The following is a 21849-nucleotide window of genomic DNA, read 5'->3' on the forward strand; positions in this document are numbered from 1 at the left end:
GGCTCCTAAGACGGGATGGTAGGGACAACATCTGCTGCTTTGTTAGGTCCAGTTAGTCATTTCCCGTCACCGCTCGTCCAATATTATTTGAGTAGTAAATATTAGCCTCAACCGAAAGAATCTGGATGGAACTTCGACAGCTCAGGTACTTCCTCGTGGTGGCGGACGAGCTCCACTTCGGCCGTGCCGCGGAACGCCTGCACATCACCCAGCCGCCGCTGACCGTTGCCGTGAAGAGGCTGGAGCACGAGCTGGGCGTCCCGCTGTTCGACCGGACAACGCGCCGGGTGACGCTGACACCCGCCGGGACGGCCTTTCGGGAAAAAGTCGGGGCGGCCCTTGGCGAACTTGATGAGGCGGCCGGCGATGTTGCCGATGTTGCCGCGGGCAAGAGCGGAAAGATCAGGGTGGGGTTCGTCAGTTCGGCCAGCTACACCACGGTTCCCGAAGCCATCCGGTCCTTCCGCGGGCAGCGCCCACGGGTGGACCTGGTGCTGGCTCCGCTCACGAGCGGCGAGCAGATTGAGCAGCTGCTGGATGGTGAGCTCGATCTGGGTCTCGTGCGGGATCCAGGCCCGGTTCCCGGGCTCAGGCTCGAGCTGCTCAGCACGGAGGACCTGGTGGTCGTGCTCCCTGAGACACACCCCCTGGCTGCCATGGACGAAGTTGAGCCGGAACTGCTGGAGGGGGAGCCCATGATCCTGTTTCCGTACCGCCTGATGCCGGGGTTCGTCTCCCGCGTCCTTCGGCTGTTTGACCAGCTGCCCACTCCGCCCATCGTTGCTCAGCAGGCCATTCACCAGGAAACCGTGCTTGGCCTCGTGGCGGCCGGCCTCGGAGTCTCGGTCCTGCCACAATCAGTGGAGCGCTTCCACATGCCGGGAATCACCACCCGGCCATTTGCCGGACGGCCGCAAACCGAACTCCACGTTGCCCGCGGCCCGGGCAGTTCTCCCGCCGTGGAGGATTTCATCTCATGTCTCAGAGGAGAGAATCCGGGATGACTCTTGTGTGATCGGAGATCTGCACGTTCGTCTCGGTCAAGCACTGAACCAGGAGCAACTGCTTGAAGCAGCTGCTGCCAATGGCTTGAAGGCGCTTCACGGGATGATTGATCAATCACTCTTAGGCGCTGTCGACTGCATTAGGGGACGGCTCACCAACAATGAGGTGTAGAAATCGTCCCAAATGAGGCGTTTATCCTCGGACCGGATTCTGAAGCGAGTGCGCAAATTGCGGGAATCGGACCTTATTAAAGTATCCGCCATGCCGGGATGGCTTGGTCCCGTTTTTTGCTTTTGAGTTATCAAGCTCATCTCGAAGCAGTTTACTGAGTCCCGCGGGTTGTTACTCAGGGGTTTTACTATTTAATCCTTTTGCTCCCAGGGAGGGCCAGTGAAAAAACGCTTAACACCCGGCGCTATTGCGTTCACATCGCGCATCTCCCTGCGCGCCGATACCCGGACGTTCACAGCTCCGATAAAAGCTTTCGGAAGTTTGATCATGATGTAACGATAAATCAATGCCCGTTGCCAAAAGTTCGGGTTTGACCAGTTCGTTATTCCTTGATGCAGCCGATTCTCTGTGCCAGAATGAGCATGGTTTCGCTTGTCCCAAACACGGCGGTCTTCGTGGAATTGAGGCTATTCGTCTGGCCGCGACCGATCCATCACCGGCACAGCCAGTACGCCCCCGGAAGCCGGGGGCGGCAGGGTTGTAGGGAGGCAGCTCGGCACTCACCGGCAGCAACGCCGCTGCTGGTGAACCTTGAATAGGCGCATCAGAAATCGGTACCGGCAATGTAGCCTCTACCGATATCGATGGGGGCTGAGGATATGACCGGTTGGCTTGTCCGCTGGAGTCTTAAGTTTCGTTTGATCGTTTTGGCCGTTGCGGCCGGCATTCTGGGGTTCGGGCTAACCAGCCTGCCCTCCATGCCAATGGATAATCTTCCTGAATTTTCTCCACCACATGTGGAAATTCAAACCGAGGCGTTGGGCCTGTCTGCCGTTGAAGTCGAGCAGCTCATCACCTCTCCTATGGAGGCAGACCTGCTGAACGGGGTGGCCTGGCTCGATGAAATCCGTTCTGTCTCCGTTCCTGGCCTGTCATCCATTGAGATGGTTTTTGAGCCTGGAACGGACGTTTTGCGTGCACGGCAACTGGTGGCCGAGCGCCTGACGCAGGCGTTCGCCCTCCCGCAGGTCTCATCACCGCCGGTGCTCATGCAGCCGCTCTCCTCGACTAGCCGGGTCATGATGGTCGAAATGACCTCCGAGGAGGTTTCGCCAATTGACATGTCGGTGCTTGCCCGCTGGGACATCAAGCCCGCACTCATGGGCGTTCCCGGGGTAGCCAACGTCTCGATCTTCGGCCAGCGCGAACAGCAGCTGCAGGTCCAGGTCGACCCGGCAAAGCTCCGGGCGCAGGACGTGACACTGAACCAGGTGGTGGAGACGGCCGGCAACGCTGTCTGGGTGTCACCGCTGAGCTTCCTCGAGGCGTCCACCCCGGGCACCGGTGGGTTCCTGGAGTCAGCGAACCAGCGGATCGGCATCCAACACGTTCTCCCCATCCGTACTCCCGAGGATCTTGGCAAGGTCAGCATTGAGGGGAGCACGAACAAGTCCCTGACGTTGTCCGATGTCACGACCTTGGTGGAGGACCACCAGCCGCTGATCGGTGATGCGGTGACCGGAAAGCATCCCGGCCTGCTTCTGGTGATCGAGAAGTTCCCCGACGCCAACGTCGCTGCGGTAACAGCAGGCGTTGAAGAAATTCTGGATGGCCTGCGTCCGGGCTTGTTTGGGATCACGCTCGACTCGACTGTCTTCCGTCCGGCGTCGTTCCTCGAGACTGCCGCGAATGGTCTTGGTGTGGCGTTGCTCGTGAGCCTGCTGGTCGTGACGGCGGCTGTCGGGTTGGCCTTCCGGTCCTGGCGGTATGCGCTGCTGGCACTTGTCGCCCTGTCCGTGGCCGCAATGGGTGCGGCCCTGGTCCTGCAGTTTCAGGGAGCGGTGCTGAACACGATGGCATTCGCCGGGCTCACGTTGGCGCTCATCGTTGTGGTCGGCGACATCATCCTGGACCTGCACAGCTTCCGGAAGGACGCCGCGAATGAAGGGCTGTCCCGGGAGGCTCTGCTTGCCCACGGGCTACAGCGTTCGCGTGTTCCCGTCCTGTTCGCAGGCCTCGTGGCGCTGCTTGCGCTTGCTCCTGCGCTGTTTGTGCCAGGTGTGGACGGGGCATTCCTGAAGCCGCTGGTGCTGAGCTATCTGCTGGCCACCGCGGTGGCGATGCTGGTGGCCCTGACCGTGACGCCTGCTTTGGGAAGCCTGCTGCTGCGCGGCCGGCAGCGGCCGCAAGCGAAGCCGTCCTTCTTCCACAAGCTGGGAGAGCGCTACCGCAGGTCAACCTCATCCTTCACCAAGGGCGCCGCCGTACTGGTCGCATCCGTCGCAGCTGCGCTGGCGATAGTGGCCGTGGCGCTGGTGCCGGGGCTGACGAGGGAACTGCCGATCGTGAGCGCCGTTCCTGACCGCACCCTCCTCGTTGAGTTGGAGTCGTCCGGCGGAACAGGGTCGGACGTCATGAACCGGCTCATGACCAAAGCGGGGGAGGAGCTGACACAAGTTGAAGGTGTAGCACGCGTCGGCGGCCACGTAGGGCGGGCCATTACCTCCGACCTGTCCTCGGATGTGAACTCCGGGGAACTCTGGATCACGATGGAAGACAGCGCCAATATTGCGGCGGTCCGGGCCGAGGCCCAGTCGATCGTGCAGGGTTACCCGGGAGTGACGGCCAAGGTCACTACCTATCCTGAACAGCAGGTCGCTGCGGCCATCGCCATCGATGACCAGCAGTTCAGGGTGCGCGTGTACGGCATCGAACTGCCGATCCTGCAGGAGAAGGCCAACGAGATCCGTGACATCCTGTCGCACACGGCTGGCGTAGTTAACCCAGCGGTGGAGGCCACGCCTTCCCAGCCGGTTGCCGAAATTGAAGTGGACCTCGCTAAGGCACAGCAGGAAGGCGTCAAACCTGGTGACGTGCGGCGTGCCGCCGCCACTGTCCTTCAGGGCATCGAAGTCGGATACCTGTTCGAGCAGCAGAAAGTGTTCCAGGTCGTCGTCAAGGGCACGCCCGAGACGCGTCACAGCATGACATATGTCCAGAACCTGCTGATTGACAAGCCGGGAGGCGGACAGATCCGGCTCAGCGATGTTGCGGATGTCAGGTTGAGCCCAAACCAGACGGTGATCACCCACGACGACACCTCCAGGAGGATCGACGTTGTCGCTGACATCGAAGGCCGGAGCCTCGGTGACGTGACCGCAGATATACAAAAAGCGATCCAGAGCATGCAGTTCCCGGTTGAATATCACGCCGAGATCCCGAAGAAGTTCGGCGAGCAACAGGCGGCCGGGGACCTGATGATCTGGCTGGCGGCTGCGGCGGCGGCAGGCATCCTGGTGCTGCTGCTGACTGTCCTCGGCAGCTGGCGGCTTGCCGCGCTGGTATTTGTTCTGTTGCCTGTGGCGTTGCTGGGCGGTGTTATTGCAGCCTGGCTGTGCGGCGGCTTCGGTTCCCTGTATGTGCTTGTAGCACTGGCAGCGGTGCTCGCCGTCGCAGTCCGTGACGCAGTCATGCTGATGGGTACCTATCAGTCCCTGCAGGCCCAGGATCCGACGGCGGCGCCGGCGGAGCTGATGAAGGGGGCGGTAACGGAGCGGCTGCGGCCGACGGTGCTGACCGCCATCATCACCGCCCTGGCGCTTGTGCCGCTGGTGCTGCTGGGTGGGCCCGTCGCGACGGCCATGCTGCTGCCGTTGGCGCTCATTCTATGGGGCGGCCTGGTTACGTCCGCCCTGCTGACCCTATTTATCCTGCCGATCCTCTTCCTGCGTTTTGGTCCCGCTGCCAACACGGACTGGGGGAGCTCATTGGTGATCAACAACGGACCGGTTCTGGCAGAGAGGTCGGAATTGTCATGAAAAACAATCGAGGGTTTGGGGGCCGGCGTTCTGTTCTCGTGCTGGCCTGCGCAGTGTCAATGGGGCTCGGTGGCTGTGCGGCAGTGAAATCTGCGTCTGCGCCTGTCGGCGATGCTCCGGCCAGCATCGAGAAGGCGGGCTCCGATTTGAACAGGATCACGCTGACAGACAAAGCCGTGGAAAGGCTGGCGCTTACCACCGAGAAAGTGGCCAATGGCAAAGACGGTCTGGAAATTCCATACGCCTCTTTGGTTTACGACGGTGCCGGCAAGACCTGGGTCTACACCGCTCCGGAGCCACGGACCTTTATCCGGGCCGCGGTGACGGTGGACAAGATCACCAGCGATAAGGTGCAGCTCAGCTCCGGTCCGAAAGCCGGAACCGAGGTAGTCACCGTGGGTGCTGCGGAACTCTTCGGCACGGAATTCGGCACGAAGGGTCACTGACATGCGCCGAATTGTCGGATTCAGCCTGAAATTCCGCGCTTTGGTGGTGGCCCTTGCGGTGGCAATGATGGCGTTCGGCGGCGTCCAGCTCAGCACAGCCTCAGTAGACGTCTTTCCCGAGTTCGCGCCGCCGAAGGTAGAGATCCAGACCATCGCCATTGGCCTCACCGCAGCCGAGGTGGAGCAGTTGGTAAGCGTTCCGCTTGAAGACGCCCTCAACGGCGTCGAGGGGCTGGCCGAGATCCGCTCCAAATCGGTGGAGCAGTTGTCCTCGATCGTGCTGATTTTTGCCCCGGGGGCAGACCTGCTCAAGGCCCGCCAGCTGGTCTCGGAGCGCATCGCCAACGTCACTCCGTCACTGCCCACCTGGGCGTCACCACCAATGATGCTGCAACCGCTGTCCTCCACCAGCCGGGTTATGAAAATTGGCCTGACATCGGAAGAACGTTCGCTCATCGAAATGTCGATGATCTCCTACTGGAAGATCCGGCAGCACCTGCTGCGGGTTCCCGGTGTGGCCAACATCGCCATTTGGGGTGAGCGCCTGCAGATGCTTCAGGTGCAGGCAGTCCCGGAGAAGCTGAAGGCCCAGAACGTCAGCCTGAACCAGGTCATGGATGTCACCGCCAACGCTCTGGACGCGGGCCTGCTGCAGTATACTCCCGGCGCCGTTATTGGCACCGGCGGCCACATCGAGACGCCTAACCAGCGTCTGAGCATCCAGCATGTGCTGCCAATCGCCACTCCGAAGGATCTTGCGGAGGTAGTCATCGAGGAACGGAACGGGAAACCGCTCCGGCTGGGCGATGTTGCGAATGTGGTCGAAGACCACCAGCCGCTCATTGGTGACGCCGTTATCAATCAGGGCCCTGGGCTGATGCTCATTGTGGAGAAACTTCCGTGGGGCAACACCCTTGAAGTCACCAGGGGCGTGGAGGCAGCGCTGGAGCAGATGAAGCCGGGACTCAGCGGCATCACCATTGATACGGAGATCTTCCGGCCGGCGACCTTTATTGAGGAGTCCCTCGATAATCTCAGCCGGGCGCTGCTACTTGGCTGCATCCTGGTGGTGCTGGTGCTGGGCGCGTTCCTCTTCCAGTGGCGCACGGCGCTGATCAGCCTCATTGCCATCCCGCTCTCGCTGGTGACGGCGGCGTCCGTCCTGTATCTGACCGGCACGGCGGTGAACACCATGGTCCTGGCCGGGCTGGTTATTGCCGTCGGGGTGGTTGTGGATGATGCGATTATCGATATTGAAAACATCATCCGAAGACTCCGGCAGCACCGGGCGGAGGGCGGTACCCGTTCCACCGCCTCGGTGGTGCTGGAGGCCTCCCTGGAGGTCCGCGGCCCGATCGTCTACGCCACGTTGATCATCATCACCGCGGCCGTGCCGATCTTCTTCCTCCAAGGACTGACGGGTGCTTTCTTCAGACCGCTGGCCATCTCCTACACCCTCGCGGTGCTGGCATCGATGGTCGTGGCCCTGACAGTGACCCCGGCCCTGGCGCTGATTTTCATGCGCAAGGTTCCGCTCAAGGAACAGGAGCCGCCACTGGTACGGGTGCTCAAGCGCGGCTACCACAAGGTCCTGAGCAAGATCATCCGTCGTCCTGCGGCAGGGTATGCGACCTTCGGGGCCATGGCAGCCATCGGTGCCATCACGGCACCGCTGCTGGGGCAGTCACTGCTGCCGGACTTCAAGGAACGCGATTTCCTGATGCACTGGCTGACCCAGCCGGGAACCTCGGTCCAGGAGGAATACCGAATCAGCCAGAGAGCCTGCACGGAGCTCATGACCATTCCCGGGGTCCGGAACTGCGGTGCCCACATCGGGCAGGCATTCAACGCCGACGAAGTGGTGGGTGTGTATTTCGGTGAGAACTGGATCAGCATCGACCCGGCCGTGGACTATGACAAGACACTGGCCAAAGTCCATGAAGTGGTCGAGGGCTATCCCGGCATCGTCCGCGACGTGCAGACGTACCTGAAGGAAAGAATCCGCGAGGTTCTGACCGGCGCCAGCAACGCCGTCGTCGTCCGGCTGTACGGAGATGACCTGGCGCTTCTGCGCTCAAAGGCCGCCGAAATCCAGGCTATCTTTGACGGGACCGAGGGGGCCATCGACGTCCACACGGAGCTGCAAAAGGACATCCCGCAGCTCAACATCGAGGTCGATCTGGAAAAGGCCCAACAATACGGGCTCAAGCCGGGTGATGTGCGGCGGGCTGCGGCCTGGCTGGTCGCCGGTGAGGAAGCCGGAGACGTCTACCGGGGCGGCAAGGCCTACGATGTCCAGGTCTGGAGCCCGGTAGGAATCCGGTCCGACGTGACCAGCATCAGGAACCTGCCCATTGATACGCCCAGTGGCGAGAAAATCCCGCTGTCCGCCGTCGCAAGCGTCGAGGTGAAACCCACACCGAACGTCATTGAACGTGACGCACACTCGCGGCGGATCGACATCGAGGCCAACGTGACAGAAGGATCCCTGGCGACAGTGGTCGCGGCCATGGAGGAAGGCCTGAAGAACGTGGAGATGCCGGCGGGGTTCCGTACCGAGATTCTGGGTGAATTCAAGGAACGCCAAGAGGCAACCAGCACGCTGCTGACCCTGTCGGTAGTGGCGCTAGCGGTGATTTACCTGCTCCTGCAGGTGGCCTTCGCGAGCTGGCGGCTGGCCACGCTGGTCATCCTCACCCTGCCAATCGCCCTCGTCGGCGGCGTGTTTGCCGCCTGGCTCGGAGGCGGTGTGCTGTCATTGGGCTCGATCGTTGGCTTCCTGACAGTCATGGGCATCGCAGCAAGGAACGGCATTCTGCTCATCAACCACTGCCAGCACCTGGAGAAATATGAGGGCATGAAGTTCGGCCCCGAACTGGTGCTGCGAGGGGCTGGCGAGCGGCTTTCACCGATCCTGATGACCACCCTCGCCACCGGGCTTGCCCTGGTTCCGCTCGTGGTCCTGGGCGAAATCCCCGGCCACGAGATCGAGCATCCCATGGCGACCGTCATTCTCGGCGGGCTGGTGACATCCACGCTGCTCAACCTCTTCGTGGTGCCATCCCTCTACCTGAGGTTTGCCAAGACGCGCAAGCAGCGGGATGAGGCGCCGCCCCGGGAACCGGAGCTCGCGAACGCCTGAGTGAACTAACTCCATTCAGAGCTGGACCATCCGCCGCCCACACCCTGTTCGGGGAACGTGGGCGGCGGTGTGTTCCCGGGACTGCAGCAGGGGGAAACGGTGGGACTTACCGTTGCCCCTGCTGCTCTTCGCCGTGCTCACCCTGGAAGGCCCTAACGGCTGCGCTCACCGTGGGGTAGAAATGGTCCGGAGAAAAGCGGGCCCCCATGCCGTACCGGAGCAGCCGGTCTTTGACCGGCCCCTTGAGTTCGGCAAACACCAGGTCCACGCCATGCCGGTCGAGCCACTCATCCAACTGCACCAACTCGTCCAGCGCGGTCGTGTCGATTCCCGTCACGGGTTCTGCCGCAAGCACCACGCGTTTGGTGCCGTCCGCGGCCTGGTCAAGTTCGTCGCGCACAAAGGACCCAAGCAAGGCTCCGTTACCGAAGAACAGCGGTGCGTCGAAGCGCAGGATCAGCAGGCCGGGGATCCGTTCACCCTCCGGATGGCGGCTCACATCGTGGTACCCCGGTATACCCGGCACATCCACCAGTTCGGCACGGTACGGGTCCCAGGCCCGCCGCAGGAAGTCCAGGATGGCCAGGCCAATGGCGACGGCGATGCCGGGAAGGACCCCCAGTACGGTGACTCCCAGGAACGCTGCGAGCATCACCAGCGATTCGCTGCGGCTCATGCCGATGAGCCGCAGCACGCCGGCCGGATCGGCGATTACTGCAGCCGCGGCGATGACAATGGCTGCAAGGGTCGTGGCCGGGAGGAACTCCGTGACGCCGGGCGGAAGGAGCATGAAACCGAGCACCAGCAGTGCGCCTACTCCTCCCGTGAGCTGGGTTCTCGCACCGGACTGTACTGCCACGGGAGTCCGGGACGTGCTGGCCGAGACGGGGAAGCCACCCAGCAGCCCGGTCGCAGCGTTAGCCGCACCGAGGGCTGCCATTTCATGGTTTCCGGAAACCCTTCCGTCCTCGGCCGCCGCCAGGGACTGCGACAGGGTTCCAGTGTCAACGAACACGATGAGGGCAATCGCGGCGGCGGCAGGCAGCAGTGCCACAACGTCCGCCCAGCCGATCCCAGCCAGGGCCGGTGCGGGGAGCCCCTGCGGCAGGGCGCCTGTGACCTTCAATCGCTCGTGGAGCCCCAGCAGGGCCACCGCGATGCAGGCCACCACGACCGCGACCAGCACGCCGGGAACCTTCCATTTCAGCCAGCGGGGAACCAGGATGAGCACCAGCGACAGCAGGCCGAGCAGCAGGGCCGTCATGTTGGTCTCGCCGGCAAGCACCTTTGGTGCGGCGGCAAAGAGTTTTTCCCAGGGCGTGCCGTCCTCCACGGAGATTCCCAACAGGGTGGGAATCTGGGACACGGCCACCAGCAGCGCAATGCCGTTGAGATATCCGAGCCTGATGGGCTTCGACAACAGCCCGGTGACGATGCCCAGACGCAGCACTGCCCCAAGGAGCAGAATGCCGCCAATCAGTACGGCCAGCAGCCCTGCCAGGGCTACGGATTTTCGGTCGTCATCCGCGGCCAGGGGAACCAGGGCCGCCACGATCATGGGTGCGAGAGCGGAGTCCGGCCCCAGCACCAGCACGCGCGACGGCCCGACTGCTGCATAGACAAGCAGGGGCACCACCGTTGCATAGAGTCCCGTGACCGGCGGGAGGCCGGCGGCCTGGGCATATGCCATCCCCGCGGGAACAAGGATCGCGAACAGCGCAACGCCTGCCACCAAGTCGTGGCGCAGCCACTCGGTCCTGTAGCCGCGCAGGGCCGGCGGGACCCACCAGGCGGGAGCCATACCGGAGCGGCGCATAGTCAGATCATGGCCGATTCTCCCACTTCACGCCATGGGCCTCCGCGGCAGAACGAGGTGCGTCCTCGGCGCATTGGGCAGGACCGCTTTCCCCTCTGGTCGGCTCTGCCTGGAGGAGGCTGACCGCCACCTTCCCCGCAACGAGTGTGCCCAGCCGCGCGGCGGTGTTCAGGTCCAGGCTGCCCGTGCCATTGAAGGTGAGGTTGTCGCCGCCGATCACCAGCAGCGAGCCGTTCCGGGCGACGTCCAGCCAGGTTGCATCCTCCCGATCGGCCAGGTCGAGCTGTTCGCGGTACATTGTTGCCTCGCCAGCATGAAGAGTCAGCAGTCCCTCGGCGGTCACCACGCCGTGGAAATCGTCAGCGGTCTGGCCGGAGTCGCGCAGTATTTCGCCGACGTCCGCGCTCATGGCCAACTGAAAGCCCTGGGAAAGGAGGGCAGTAACCAGTGCGGAGGTCAGGTCCCCGCCGGGTTCCCGGAAGGAAAGCATGGGCAGGTAAGTGAAGACAAGAGCGGCTGTGGGGGTGCGGACCGCCCGGTCCTCGAGGACGAGCCGGGCCGCGCGGGGCGTGAATTCGACAGGTGCGGTGTGTCCCGGAGTGAAGGTCAGGGAGGGCTCCCGGCACGCGCGGTGGCAGATCTCCGCGTCGAAGGCGAAGTATTCAATGCCGTCCTCATCTGTGCCGCCGGTAACGTCGACCGCCAAGGACAGTGGGGCCTGTGCTGAAACGGGCTTTCGGCAGGACGCACATGCCGTGGCGGCCGCCGCTGCGGCGGACACGTAGGCCGTGGTGTCCGGCCCCTTGTAGGCCGCCAGTCCCGGGTCCCATTCAACGTTGCTGGTCGTCGGCATGCACTCAACCTATTAGTAAGCAAACTGATAATCAATGAAGTCCGGAGCCGAATTGAGTTGACTTTGCGGGTGCTTTCTGCCGGTACGGCCGCACGTGGGGAGCGGCGCGGCAGGAAAGCGGACGACGGCGGGAGGTCCCGCCGTCGTCCGTTTCCGTTTGGTAAACCTTCCGCCCTAAGCCCCGGAAGCGACGCGCGGCAGGCCGTCCAAGGACGGCAGCGCCGTTCCGGTGACCGGCTGCAGGGCGGTCACCGTGGCGTATCCTGCCGCCAATAGGGCGGCGTCGCTATCAGGGTCAGGCTTCTCGGCCGTATCAGCGATGGCCAGCCGCACGTGCTGCTGCCCCCGTTCCGCCAGGGTGGTCTGCACGATGCCGAACCGTGTCAGCGTGGCCGTCCGGTACTCGGGCAGTCCGGCGCTGTTCGGGACATTCAGGTTCAGCACGCATCCCGGCTCCTGTTCCATCAGGAACGGCAGTAGCCCGGTGGCCAGCTGCGCGGCGGTGTCCCAATGGATCGTGTCCGGGTTGAGGCCGGTGTCCAGGGAGACCGCCATACCGCGGCCGTCGTTGACGCCGGCTGTCAGCGCCGCGCCGACTGTGCCGGAGTGCAGGATTGCCCGGCCCACGTTCGCCCCGCGGTTCACGCCGGACAGGACCAGGTCCGGCGGGGTGCCGAAGGCGCCGTGGGTGGCGATCATCGTGATGAACGCCGGTGCGCCGTGGACGGCGAAGGCCTTCACCCCGTCCAGTTCCTCCAGCTCGCGCTCTTCCACCGAAATCCTGCCGTCCTCTTCCACCGCGGTGATCGACGAGCTGCTGCCGCTGGCTTCCGAGGCCGGGGCCGCCACCACAACATCCAGTCCCGCCCTGACGGCGGCGGCGGCCAAAGCGTGCAGGCCTGGGGAGGCGATGCCGTCGTCGTTGGTAATGAGGACGCGAATACGTTGGTTCATGGTGTCCTGACCTTCCGTGCCAGCTCGTCCGGGCTCACCTGCTGCGCCGGTTCCGCTGAACGGGTGTCCAGTGGAACAATCTTGACCAGCTTGGCCACCTCGTGGATGACCGAGGACTCACCCGAACCCAGCCCGTGGCGCGTGACGTTGTGGGCCCCGGCTGCCGTGCCCAGGACAACGGCGTCGTGAAGGGTGCCGCCATCAGCCAGAACTGCGGCCACCCCGGCGGTGAGGGAGTCACCGGCGCCGCTGGTTTCCACCGTTTCGAACTGGGGGACGTGGATTTCGCTGATTTCCCCGTCGCTCAGGAGGAGGGATGGTTCGTGCGCCCGGGTGACGATGACGGCTTCCGCACCCTCCTTGTTGAGGGTATGCATGGCCTCAACAAGGAGGCCCGTTTCCGACGCTTCGGCGCGGCCGCTGTCCACGACTTCAGAGTCGGACATCTTGACCAGCGACGGTTTGCCCTCCAGGACGCCGTTCAGCCGCTCGCCGGCCAGATCCACGACAACAGTGCACCCGGCGGTGCGCAGGTCGGCGGTCAGCCTGCGGTACATGTCCGGCGGCACTGAATCCTCCCGGCCGGTGCCGCTGAGGATCACCGTCCCCGCTTTCATCCCGGCCTGCAGCGTCAGCCCGTACAGTTCGTCCAGTTCATGGCGTGTGAGCCGGTGGCCGGGCGACTCCGCCACCACGTCGCGTTCACCGCGGCGGCGGTCGTGCAGGTAGGCGCCGCTGCTGCCTTCGCCGGACACCGGCAACAGCTTTACGCCTTCGTCATCGATCAGGTGCTGCAGGACGCTTCCGGTTTCGCCGGAAAAGACCGCGCACATCGTCACCTCGGCTCCGAGCACCTTCAGCATGCGGGCCTGCCAAACGCCCTGGCCCCCGGCGTGGAGGTGGATGTCTGCGGTGCCTGCAACGTCCTCAACGGTGACGGTCAGGACGGGTGACGGGGCGAAAATCACTACGGAACCCATGCTTCCCCCGCCCTCTTCGGCTTTACAACTGGAATCGTGGCCATGGTTACCTCTTCCCACCGGAATCCTCCGGCCGTCGTTTCGGACAGGTCACCCCAATATACTAAGCACACTTAGCATGCGCCTCGTTGACGGGAAAGGGTGGAGTGCCCGACGGCGGCGCGCTGCGGGCGGCGCAGACCCTAAAGCCGTGCTCGCTGCTGCCTCGCTCGCTCTGGCGGCAGTTCCTGTCACCGTGGCCGGCCCTGCCCAAGCCGCCGTCCCGTCGATTTTTGCTTGCAGCGTCACGCCGTTGAAACCCACCTTCGCCGGCTTCAGCTCGAGTGGCCAGAAGCTTACGGATTACCCCGTGAGGGTCTATTGCACGAAGGCTCGGTCCCTGACAGTCCAGCACAGGATCTGGGAGGTGGACGTACCCGGACCTAATCAGCTCATCCGGGATTCCTATAAAAGCTTCTTCTTAGGCGCAGGCCAAGCCGTGACCCTTCACAATGTCCGCCCTCCCATTAACACAGAATGGGGCTCTGAAGAGGTCTTTCACCAGGCCCGCCACCTGGAAGGTCCCTCATCGATACTTCCGCTTTGGAGCGGCTGGAAATCCACGTCAATCTTCATAATGCCTTGAGGGCCCGGCTCTGAAGCCGCAAGGCGGAGCCCACGCATAACCTGGTCCTACTCGGCGATGTCCTCCGCCCACAAGTCCGGGTTGTTGTCCTGGAAGGTGCGCATCATGTCCACGCACCGCTGGTCATCCAGGACCACCACCTCAACGCCGCGTGATCGCAGAAGTTCGAACTCGCCGTCGAACGTGCGTGCTTCACCGACCACCACGCGGGGAATCTTGAACTGGATGATGGTTCCGGTGCACATGGCACACGGGGCGAGGGTGGTGTAGAGCGTGGTGTCCCGGTAGGTCTTTTGCCGGCCGGCCGCGCGAAGTGCGGACATTTCCCCGTGCGCAATGGGGTCGCCGTTTTGAACTCGTTCGTTGTGTCCGCTCGCCATGACCTCGCCGCCACGGGCTAGAGCGGCTCCGATAGGGATACCGCCTTCGTTGAAGCTCTTCTGGGCGGCTTTGAAGGCGGCTTCGAAAGCGAGGTCATGCGCTGCATGTAGCGCCGGGTTGGCGGTGGACGGCGGTTCGTAGGTCATGCGGTATTCTCGCATGCCACAAACCTCGGGGACGTGCGTTTCCATGCTGTGCCCGGCGATTAGCGCAAAGGTCCGGTCACGCCTTGCCGCGCGGCAGTACCAGCATGTAGCCGGCCGGCATATTGCTGCTCCAGCGCCGCGGCTCACGGACGACGAGCTGCGTGGCCAACTGCTCGGGGGTGAGCAGGGCGTTGGGCGCGGGCGACGGTCCCCAGCGCTGATCGCCGTAGGGATAGAGCGGATCCTGCACGCGGATGCCGGTGACCGAGAACTTCGGGAACTTGGCGGGATCGCCGAGCGACTGGAAGCCGCTCATCACCCACACGTGGCGGCCACGCCACATGACCAGCCCCACCGGCCGGCCGGTGTCGGCGATGGCACGCGCAGCAGTCCGCAGCGCTTCCTCATAGTCGGCGATGCTGACCACGGTATACGGCCCCATTCCGACCTCGTTCAGCACCTTCGCCCATCCCAGGGGGTTGGCACCGTTGAACGAGTTGAACGACCGTGCCCGTGCCATCTCCCACAGCTCGCCCTGCTGAACACGATCGGCCCACTTCCCGGTCCCCGTATCGTCGATGAGGTTGTGCATGATTTGGATGCTCGCCGCCACGCACCACTCAAACGTGTACTGCGGAACGAAGTCCCCCTCCTGGTACAGGTTCAGGGCGAACGCCTTGGGCGCCGGGGCCGGCTTTGGCGCCGGGGGCGGCTTTGGCGCCGGGGGCGGCGTTGCAGCCGATGTCGGAGTGGGGGAGGCTGTCCGGTGCGGAGCGGGGACATTGTCGCGTGCAGCTGCCGGGGCGGAGGAGCTCTGGGCCGGTCGATCGGTGGCGACCTCATCCAGTCTCGTGGCGGGTACGCAACCCGAGATGAGGGTCGCCAGGCTGACGAACCAGGCCAGAAGACGGAGCTGGACACCCATCATGACCGGTCCAGTTTATCGTGATGTGCTGGGAATGCGTCGAGCAGGGGAGTGCCCGCACGAGCTTCGTCTGCAGGGCGGTATTGTGTCGCTGACGACAGTGGAAGAGAAGAGTGTGACCGTATGAAAGAACGCCGGGAAACAGGGACAGCAGGGCTCGACGACTTCTCCCAGGGAGTGGCTGCCTTAAGCTCATGGATCGATCAGGGAAACGTTGGCAGGCATCCCGAAGCCGCGACCTGGGCGCGGCTTTCGAAAATTACGGAAGAGGCGGGCGAAGTTGTCGCTGCCTATATCGGCGCGACGGGGCAGAACCCCCGGAAAGGCGTCACGCATACGGCCAGCGATGTTGAGGAGGAGCTGCTGGATGTTGCGCTCACGGCGCTGGCGGCGCTCGAACATCTTCGTGGTCACGACGCACGCTCCGGAGCGATGCTGGCCGACAAGCTCTCCAGAACCCTGGAACGCGCAGGTCTCCGTTTATGACGGACTGGGCCGGTTGGGCCTATCTGTTCAGCCCGAAGAGTGATCCTGCTGGCAGGTGGATCCAGCCCTCCTCACGGGCTGCAAGATCCTGATCGGGGCCAGGAAACAGGGTTGCCCGACGGGCCGCAGCGCGGGCTGTCAGGGATGCGATAACCGAGTCGAGCAGATCATCCGAGCCGGTCAGCTGGTCGCGGTAGGCCTCAAAGTCCAGCCAGGGCGCCGCGGCGGCGAGCTGGCCAAGAATGCCTGCCCGGACTACGGATTCCGGCGTACCGCGCCCCTTGTACCTCCGGGCAGAAATGCCCCAAATCCGGAGCGACGCTGCGGGGTAGACCTCGACAAGACGCCCCGCCCCGTCCCGGCGTTGAACGCCCCAGACGCGGGCGATCTTGGCCTGAATGACTGCGCAGCGCATGGCCGGATGCGCCAGCCGGTCGGCCGAGACGCTCAGCGGGATCATGCCCGTTTGCTGCGTGACAAACCGGTCGGTGGCCCGGTAGGCAAGCTCCCGGCGTCCGGCCAACCCGTCATGACGAAGCACCGCATCCGGATCCTCCCGGAAATGACCCAGCAGGAATGAAAGGAAGGGCCGGGGCCAGCCAAGAGGGCAGTCGATCCCGGTAACGTCTGATGCTCCGAAAAGCTCGACGACGGGTTCGTCACCTACGCCGAGCGCCAAGTGGACAAGCCGGGCCTGCCCGTCACGCCATTCAATGACGGCAGCAGCAGTTCTCTTTGGATCAGCAGCCAGGTCAATGCCCAGGGTCTTCACGCTGCTACTCTAACCACGCCTGAAAAGGACGGGGCTGGGCGCGGCCCAGTCATAGGCGGCGAGGACCCGGCTGCGGTTAGGTCAGAATGCTGCTACGAGGGCGTCAAAGCGGGCAGCAACGAGCTCTTCGCTGTTGCGCGGCGTGAAGAGCGCGGGTTCGCTGCTCTCTTTCGCCTCGGCGTCGGTCATCCGCTTCCCGTCCGGCGTCTCGTACGGTTCCTTATCCAGGTACACCAGACGGTGCAGGCCGGTCATGTTGAACTCTTCAATGCAGGAAGAGCAGATGGGCAAGTCCCGGATGTGGGCGTGGTTAGGATTCGTCCAGCAGACGTCGCAGTAGAGTGTTTCTTTAAGCATTTCGGTTCCTAACTGACGATTGATGACCGGATCTCACGTTCACCACACTGGTCAAGGGAAGCGCCTGGACATCCGGGCGCCGCGACGGAATCCGTACTGAACTGCAGGTTGTGACCTCAGGTACCGGGTGACAGGTGCGCCGCGGCCGTTCAGTATGGCCATCGCTGGGTTGAACTCCTCTCTTCAATTTTGCCAGCCGTCCATGCTAAAGACGGCATGGGGGACCTGTGAGATTCGCCATGAGGCGATCACCCCGGGAACGAGTATGAGCCCCGTCCTTTGGGGGACGGGGCTCATACTCGTTTATGCGTTGGTGGTGCCGCTGACTAACTGATTGGTGTGGGCGGCTGCTCGCCACGGAGCACGGCGAGTGTGTTGTCGGCGGCGAGCACAGCCATAGCCGTGCGCGTCTCGACGGTGGCCGAACCGAGGTGCGGCACCAGTGTCACGTTCTCAAGGTCCAGCAGGTCAGGGTGGACCTGCGGTTCCTTTTCGAAGACGTCGAGCCCGGCACCGGCAATAACGCCGTCGCGCAGCGCGGCAGCGAGTGCCGCTTCGTCGACGATCGGTCCTCGTGCGGTGTTGACGAGGTAGGTCGAGCTCTTCATCGCAGCGAGCTGCTCCGCGCCGATCAGGTGGTGCGTGTTCGGGCCGTAGGGGCAGTGCAGCGAAACGACGTCGGAGACGGTCAGCAGCTCGTCAAGGTCGACCCGGCGGGCGCCCAGTTCCGCGGCGATCGCGGGGTCGATCTCGCTGCGGGACTGGTAGACAATCTCCATGCCGAAGGCCTTGGCGCGGCGTGCCGTGGCCTGGCCGATGCCGCCCATGCCGACGACGCCGAGGGTCTTGCCCTGCAGGCTGGAGCCGAGCAGGAAGAACATGCCCCACTTCCAGGGCTGGCCGGCGCGGATGAGCCGTTCGCCCTCACCCAGCCGGCGGGTTGCCATGAGGATGAGCCCGAACGCGATGTCGGCGGTGGCCTCGGTGAGCACGCCGGGGGTGTTGGTGGCGACGACGCCACGGGAGGTGCATGCCGGTACGTCGATGTTGTCGTAGCCGACGGCGACGTTGGAGACAACCTTGAGCTGGGGGCCCGCGGCGTCCAGCAGTTCGCCGTCGATGCGCTCGGTGAGCAGGCTCACGATGGCGTCGGCGCCGGCGACGCGGCGCAGGAGCTCCTCGCGGCTGATGGACTCCGGGCCGGCCCAGGCATCGACCTCGTGCTCAGCGCGGATCTTTTCGAGGGCGGCGTCAGGAATCCGTCCTGTGACGACTACGCGGCTCATGCGGTCTCGATCCATTCGCGCAGGCGTCCCAGACCCTCGCGGATATCTGCCGCTTCGATGCCCGAGTAGGCGAGCCGGATGTACTGCCGGTCCTCGCCGGGCAGGCGACGTCCGAAGTGCTCGCGGGTGCAGAAGGAGACTCCGGTCTTGTACAGGGCATCGCTGGCGAAGTCGCCCACTGCCGTGTAGCCCAGGCGCTCCATGACCTCGGTGACGTCCGGGAACAGGTAGAACGTGGACTGCGGCACGGCGACGTGCATGCCGGGGATGGAGTTCACGAGCTCGCACGCGGTATCGCGGCGCGTCTGGAGGATGTCGAGCATCTGCTGCACGGAATCCTGGGGGCCGCGGAGTGCTTCGATGCCGGCCCACTGCACGTAGTGCGTGGTGCAGGACTCGTCGTTGGTGTTGAGCGTGCTGAGCACCTGGGCGATCTCGCGCGGGGCGACGGCGCAGCCGAGGCGTGAGCCGGTCATGGCGAACTTCTTGCTGAAGGTGTAGAGGATCACGGTGCGCTCGGCCATGCCGGGAATCGAGGTGATCGAGCTCGAGACTCCCTCATAGCGGGTTTCGAAGTAGGCCTCGTCGGAGAGGACCCAGAGGTCGTGTTCGATGGCGAGCTGCGCAATGGCCTCACGCTCGGCCGCCGTTGACTCTGCCGAGATGGGGTTCTGCAGGTCGTTGTAGATGATGGCGACCGTGTTCGGGGTGATCGAGGCGCGGATCTGCTCCAGGTCGATCGCGAAGCCCGTGCTGGTGGGCACGTAGCGGTACGGTACGGCCGTGCCGCCGAGGTACTCGATCTGCGATTCATAGATCGGGAAGCCGGGGTTGGGGTAGAGCACTTCCTGGCCGGGGTTCATGACCGCCTGCAGGAACTTCGTGATGACGGGCTTGCCGCCGGTCATGACCACCACATTCTCGGGGGAGAATTCGATACCGCGTCGCGAGCCGATGTCGTCAGCCAGGGCTTCACGCAGCTGCGGGATGCCGGGGCCGGGGCAGTAGCCCGTGTAGCCATCTGCGATCGCCCGGTTCATCGCTTCCACGATGTTCGGCGCGGTGGGGATGTTGATGTCGCCCAGGTGGAAGGGGTACACCAGGTTCCCCTTCGCCTTCCAGGCCGCGGCGGCTTGCGCGACGCTGAAGGCGGTTTCGGTGCCTAGGCGTTCGAGCCGGTGCGCGAGTTGCTGCATGCTGTTCCACTCCTCATCGAGTTGACGATTGATCCTCCGAGAACTTCAGATCCCATGTGGAACTAATATATATCAGAGGACGAAACTAATATATCAGACACGCCCTGTTTTGGGGCGGAAAATTTTTGCCGGACCTGCCGGCACCTGCCGGGACGAACTATCTACCACCGCGGGTGCAGGCGAGCCTAGCTGTCCGCTGGCCGCATGGCAGCCAGCGCCGTATACTTCAGCGCATTGCCGCGGGCGAGTTCGACGGGGTACTTCTGCGCGTTGATACCGATTTTGGCCCGGAGGGATGATTCGAGGTCGATGTCCAGGACGTCGGCGAGCCGCAGGAGGTAACCAAAGATATCGGCCATCTCATGCTCCACGGCGGTCCTGTTGGCCGGGTCCTCGAACCATTCACTGACCTGCTCGTCCCGTAGCCACTGGAAGAGCGCCAGCAGCTCGCCGGCCTCGCCGCTCAGGGCCATGGCCAGGTTCTTGGGCGTGTGGAACTGTTCCCAATCGCGGTCCTGGGCAAAGTGGCGCAACTGGGCGGTCAAGGACTCGATACTCATGGAGCCAGCCTAGGCGAATCTCCTCAGCGGGGCAGGTGCCGGGACCAGGTCCAAAGCCTGCAGAAAAATTAGCGCCACGGAGAGTATCTCCGCGGCGCTGTTTGCCAAGGAATTGCCTGACTTAGGAACTGCTCGTCTGCATTCGGCTGCGTTCCGAAATGTGCTCCACCAGTTCGCCCACGCGCTGCTCTGTGTAGTTGCGCGCGATGTCACCCTGGCTGATGATGCCTACCAATTTGTGGTCAGCAATGACGGGGAGCCTACGGACCTGATACTTCTCCATCATTTCGATGGCGGCGTCAACGTTGGCATCGGCTTCAATCCAGTGGGGCCTGCCCATGGCGAGGTCACGGGCCAGCATCTCACGTGGATCGCGGCCAGTGGCCACACACTTCAGCGTGATGTCACGGTCAGTGATCATGCCCTTCAACTTGCCGTCGTCACCACAGATCGGCAACGATCCGCAGTCCAGATCCAGCATCATCCGTGCAGCATCTACGAGGGACTGGTTCTCCTTAATACACTGCGCATCCGTAGTCATGAATTCACGTACAGCACTCATTGGTCCTCCTTCATCGATTGAGGTATCGACGCAGGGTCACCGGCCACATGCGCCGATGCTGTCAGCCTACGCCGGGGCCAGCGCTGATGTCGACGGCGGTTTTGAACCTTCTAATCCGGCCGGCCGACGACGACGTGGGACGGGCTGTGCGTAACGTAGCCGGTAACCCAGGAGGAGAGCGCGCGGATTTTCTGCTGGGTGCCGGGGAGCAAGGCGAGGTGGACACCGAGCCATGAGAGGAACGCCAGCGGCCCTTGCAGTTGGATCCGCTTGCGGCCCAGTTCGGCGACGGCGGCCCCGCGGCCGACCATGGCCATGTAGCCTTTGTCCCAGTAGGCGAAGGGCTGCCGTGTGCCGCCGGTCAGGTCGGCGTGAATGTTGCGGGCGGCCCATTTGCCGGACTGCTCGGCAACCGAGCCGAGCTGGGGGAGTTTGGCGCCGCTGGCATCGGTGATGTTGGCTGCGTCGCCGAGCACGTAGACGCCTTCGGCGCCGGGCGCGGTCAGGTCCGGCAGCACGTCGATGCGTCCGCCCTTCCCCTGCGGCAGTCCCGATTCGGCGACAACTTTCCCGGCCTTCAGGCCGCCGGCCCACACCACGATCTGCGCGGGAATGACCGTCCCGTCCGCCAGTGTCACGCCGTCGTCGCGGACCTCGGTAACACCCTGGCCCATGTGCAGCTGGACCCCGAGCTTCACCAGCCGGTCGCGCGTGTACTCCTGTGATTTCTCAGAGAACGCCATCAGCACGTTCGGCACCATATCCACGAGATGGACTCGGCACCGGGCCGCAAGGTCCGGCGAAAAGTACTTCGGCACGAGGTACTTGATGTTCTCGGCGAGTGCGCCCGCGGTCTCAACGCCAGTCGGGCCACCGCCGACAACCACCACGTCGGCATTGCCTGAATGTGCGCGGTCTGTCTCATCCAGGACAGCAGTGAGGGCAGCGCTCAGCCGCGTGGCGTCGGCCACGGAATACAGCGGGTAGGCATGTTCTTCGGCGCCCGGAGTGTTGAAGAAGTTCGGCACCGCGCCTGCGGCAATGACGAGGATCTGCGCCTGGTAGCGGGTCCCGTCGACCGTGGTGACAGTGCGGGTGGCGGAATCGATCGCCGTCACTTCTGCCGTGAGCACACGGACGCCTTTCGAGCCGCGGAAAACCGAGCGCAAGGGCCGGGCCACGGCTGACACCCCGATCTGCGACGCCGCCACCTGGTAGAGGAGGGGCTGGAACTGGTGATAGTTGTTAGCGTCGATGAGGAGTACACGGATGCCCTTGCGGCCCAGGTGCTCGGCCGCGGTCATGCCGGCAAACCCTCCGCCGACCACGATGACCTGATATGTATCGTCCATTCGTGCAACATACCCT

At 63.8% G+C, this 21849-nt stretch carries 18 protein-coding genes; 5 read left to right on the plus strand and 13 right to left on the minus strand.

Going from position 1 to position 21849, the window contains the following annotated elements; all coding sequences use genetic code 11:
* Positions 1 to 125: 125 nt before the first annotated feature.
* The 4 genes from ACFTR6_RS16805 to ACFTR6_RS16820 all read left to right on the plus strand — a co-directional run bounded on the left by ACFTR6_RS16805 (position 126) and on the right by ACFTR6_RS16820 (position 8582).
* Positions 126 to 1004, plus strand: a complete 879-nt coding sequence (locus ACFTR6_RS16805; RefSeq protein ID WP_377958702.1) for a LysR substrate-binding domain-containing protein — start codon at positions 126 to 128, stop codon at positions 1002 to 1004.
* Positions 1005 to 1835: 831 nt separating this feature from the next.
* Complete coding sequence (locus tag ACFTR6_RS16810) at positions 1836 to 4994, plus strand: efflux RND transporter permease subunit (RefSeq protein ID WP_377958703.1); 3159 nt, start codon at positions 1836 to 1838, stop codon at positions 4992 to 4994.
* Complete coding sequence (locus tag ACFTR6_RS16815; RefSeq protein WP_377958704.1) at positions 4991 to 5440, plus strand: hypothetical protein; 450 nt, start codon at positions 4991 to 4993, stop codon at positions 5438 to 5440. The genes ACFTR6_RS16810 and ACFTR6_RS16815 overlap by 4 nt, the downstream gene beginning before the upstream one ends.
* A 1-nt stretch (position 5441) precedes the next feature.
* Positions 5442 to 8582, plus strand: coding sequence for an efflux RND transporter permease subunit (locus tag ACFTR6_RS16820; protein ID WP_377958705.1), 3141 nt, complete (start codon positions 5442 to 5444; stop codon positions 8580 to 8582).
* A gap of 106 nt (positions 8583 to 8688) precedes the next feature.
* On the opposite strand, the gene ACFTR6_RS16825 is transcribed toward ACFTR6_RS16820, so the two are convergent.
* The 6 genes from ACFTR6_RS16825 to ACFTR6_RS16850 all read right to left on the minus strand — a co-directional run bounded on the left by ACFTR6_RS16825 (position 8689) and on the right by ACFTR6_RS16850 (position 15265).
* The gene (locus ACFTR6_RS16825; RefSeq protein WP_377958706.1) at positions 8689 to 10398 is read right to left on the minus strand and encodes a SulP family inorganic anion transporter; all 1710 of its coding nucleotides are present in this window, start codon (positions 10396 to 10398) and stop codon (positions 8689 to 8691) included.
* A 7-nt stretch (positions 10399 to 10405) separates the two neighbouring features.
* Positions 10406 to 11251, minus strand: coding sequence for a hypothetical protein (locus ACFTR6_RS16830; RefSeq protein WP_377958707.1), 846 nt, complete (start codon positions 11249 to 11251; stop codon positions 10406 to 10408).
* A 174-nt stretch (positions 11252 to 11425) separates the two neighbouring features.
* Positions 11426 to 12205, minus strand: coding sequence for a 5'/3'-nucleotidase SurE (gene surE, locus ACFTR6_RS16835; protein WP_377958708.1), 780 nt, complete (start codon positions 12203 to 12205; stop codon positions 11426 to 11428).
* Positions 12202 to 13185 carry a 1-phosphofructokinase family hexose kinase gene (locus tag ACFTR6_RS16840; RefSeq protein WP_377958709.1) on the minus strand — a complete coding sequence of 328 codons (984 nt, stop codon included), beginning with the start codon at positions 13183 to 13185 and terminating at the stop codon, positions 12202 to 12204. The genes surE and ACFTR6_RS16840 overlap by 4 nt, the downstream gene beginning before the upstream one ends.
* 672 nt (positions 13186 to 13857) lie before the next feature.
* Positions 13858 to 14337, minus strand: coding sequence for a nucleoside deaminase (locus tag ACFTR6_RS16845; RefSeq protein ID WP_087872487.1), 480 nt, complete (start codon positions 14335 to 14337; stop codon positions 13858 to 13860).
* Between the two features lie 76 nt (positions 14338 to 14413).
* Positions 14414 to 15265, minus strand: coding sequence for a hypothetical protein (locus ACFTR6_RS16850; RefSeq protein ID WP_377958710.1), 852 nt, complete (start codon positions 15263 to 15265; stop codon positions 14414 to 14416).
* A gap of 120 nt (positions 15266 to 15385) precedes the next feature.
* Between ACFTR6_RS16850 and ACFTR6_RS16855 the strand changes: the two genes are divergently transcribed.
* Positions 15386 to 15748, plus strand: coding sequence for a MazG-like family protein (locus ACFTR6_RS16855; protein ID WP_377958711.1), 363 nt, complete (start codon positions 15386 to 15388; stop codon positions 15746 to 15748).
* 19 nt (positions 15749 to 15767) lie between these two features.
* On the opposite strand, the gene ACFTR6_RS16860 is transcribed toward ACFTR6_RS16855, so the two are convergent.
* The 7 genes from ACFTR6_RS16860 to ACFTR6_RS16890 form a co-directional block, all read right to left on the minus strand.
* Complete coding sequence (locus ACFTR6_RS16860) at positions 15768 to 16520, minus strand: DUF429 domain-containing protein (protein ID WP_377958712.1); 753 nt, start codon at positions 16518 to 16520, stop codon at positions 15768 to 15770.
* A gap of 81 nt (positions 16521 to 16601) precedes the next feature.
* A complete protein-coding gene (locus ACFTR6_RS16865; RefSeq protein WP_377958714.1) occupies positions 16602 to 16877 on the minus strand; it encodes a hypothetical protein in 276 nt (91 codons plus the stop codon).
* Positions 16878 to 17203: 326 nt separating this feature from the next.
* Positions 17204 to 18163, minus strand: coding sequence for a D-glycerate dehydrogenase (locus ACFTR6_RS16870; protein WP_087872477.1), 960 nt, complete (start codon positions 18161 to 18163; stop codon positions 17204 to 17206).
* On the minus strand, positions 18160 to 19359 hold the full coding sequence (locus ACFTR6_RS16875) for a pyridoxal phosphate-dependent aminotransferase (protein WP_076803332.1): 1200 nt from the start codon (positions 19357 to 19359) through the stop codon (positions 18160 to 18162). The genes ACFTR6_RS16870 and ACFTR6_RS16875 overlap by 4 nt, the downstream gene beginning before the upstream one ends.
* 185 nt (positions 19360 to 19544) lie before the next feature.
* Complete coding sequence (locus tag ACFTR6_RS16880) at positions 19545 to 19919, minus strand: nucleotide pyrophosphohydrolase (protein ID WP_377958715.1); 375 nt, start codon at positions 19917 to 19919, stop codon at positions 19545 to 19547.
* Between the two features lie 121 nt (positions 19920 to 20040).
* On the minus strand, positions 20041 to 20481 hold the full coding sequence (locus ACFTR6_RS16885; RefSeq protein WP_076803330.1) for a CBS domain-containing protein: 441 nt from the start codon (positions 20479 to 20481) through the stop codon (positions 20041 to 20043).
* A gap of 110 nt (positions 20482 to 20591) precedes the next feature.
* Complete coding sequence (locus ACFTR6_RS16890) at positions 20592 to 21833, minus strand: NAD(P)/FAD-dependent oxidoreductase (protein ID WP_076803329.1); 1242 nt, start codon at positions 21831 to 21833, stop codon at positions 20592 to 20594.
* Positions 21834 to 21849 lie beyond the last annotated feature (16 nt).

Source organism: Arthrobacter sp. NPDC057009, from assembly GCF_042673905.1.
Classification (GTDB): Bacteria; Actinomycetota; Actinomycetes; order Actinomycetales; family Micrococcaceae; genus Arthrobacter.

What these genes read in the sequence shown, in the direction of transcription:
- ACFTR6_RS16815 (WP_377958704.1), top strand. Translation starts at nt 4,991, where the DNA reads ATGAAAAACAATCGAGGGTTTGGGGGCCGGCGTTCTGTTCTCGTGCTG.
- ACFTR6_RS16880 (WP_377958715.1), bottom strand. Translation starts at nt 19,919, where the DNA reads ATGAGTATCGAGTCCTTGACCGCCCAGTTGCGCCACTTTGCCCAGGAC.
- ACFTR6_RS16850 (WP_377958710.1), bottom strand. Translation starts at nt 15,265, where the DNA reads ATGATGGGTGTCCAGCTCCGTCTTCTGGCCTGGTTCGTCAGCCTGGCG.
- ACFTR6_RS16825 (WP_377958706.1), bottom strand. Translation starts at nt 10,398, where the DNA reads ATGCGCCGCTCCGGTATGGCTCCCGCCTGGTGGGTCCCGCCGGCCCTG.
- ACFTR6_RS16865 (WP_377958714.1), bottom strand. Translation starts at nt 16,877, where the DNA reads ATGCTTAAAGAAACACTCTACTGCGACGTCTGCTGGACGAATCCTAAC.
- ACFTR6_RS16875 (WP_076803332.1), bottom strand. Translation starts at nt 19,359, where the DNA reads ATGCAGCAACTCGCGCACCGGCTCGAACGCCTAGGCACCGAAACCGCC.
- ACFTR6_RS16890 (WP_076803329.1), bottom strand. Translation starts at nt 21,833, where the DNA reads ATGGACGATACATATCAGGTCATCGTGGTCGGCGGAGGGTTTGCCGGC.
- ACFTR6_RS16870 (WP_087872477.1), bottom strand. Translation starts at nt 18,163, where the DNA reads ATGAGCCGCGTAGTCGTCACAGGACGGATTCCTGACGCCGCCCTCGAA.
- ACFTR6_RS16885 (WP_076803330.1), bottom strand. Translation starts at nt 20,481, where the DNA reads ATGAGTGCTGTACGTGAATTCATGACTACGGATGCGCAGTGTATTAAG.
- ACFTR6_RS16845 (WP_087872487.1), bottom strand. Translation starts at nt 14,337, where the DNA reads ATGACCTACGAACCGCCGTCCACCGCCAACCCGGCGCTACATGCAGCG.
- ACFTR6_RS16820 (WP_377958705.1), top strand. Translation starts at nt 5,442, where the DNA reads ATGCGCCGAATTGTCGGATTCAGCCTGAAATTCCGCGCTTTGGTGGTG.
- ACFTR6_RS16855 (WP_377958711.1), top strand. Translation starts at nt 15,386, where the DNA reads ATGAAAGAACGCCGGGAAACAGGGACAGCAGGGCTCGACGACTTCTCC.
- ACFTR6_RS16810 (WP_377958703.1), top strand. Translation starts at nt 1,836, where the DNA reads ATGACCGGTTGGCTTGTCCGCTGGAGTCTTAAGTTTCGTTTGATCGTT.
- surE (WP_377958708.1), bottom strand. Translation starts at nt 12,205, where the DNA reads ATGAACCAACGTATTCGCGTCCTCATTACCAACGACGACGGCATCGCC.
- ACFTR6_RS16840 (WP_377958709.1), bottom strand. Translation starts at nt 13,185, where the DNA reads ATGGGTTCCGTAGTGATTTTCGCCCCGTCACCCGTCCTGACCGTCACC.
- ACFTR6_RS16805 (WP_377958702.1), top strand. Translation starts at nt 126, where the DNA reads ATGGAACTTCGACAGCTCAGGTACTTCCTCGTGGTGGCGGACGAGCTC.
- ACFTR6_RS16830 (WP_377958707.1), bottom strand. Translation starts at nt 11,251, where the DNA reads ATGCCGACGACCAGCAACGTTGAATGGGACCCGGGACTGGCGGCCTAC.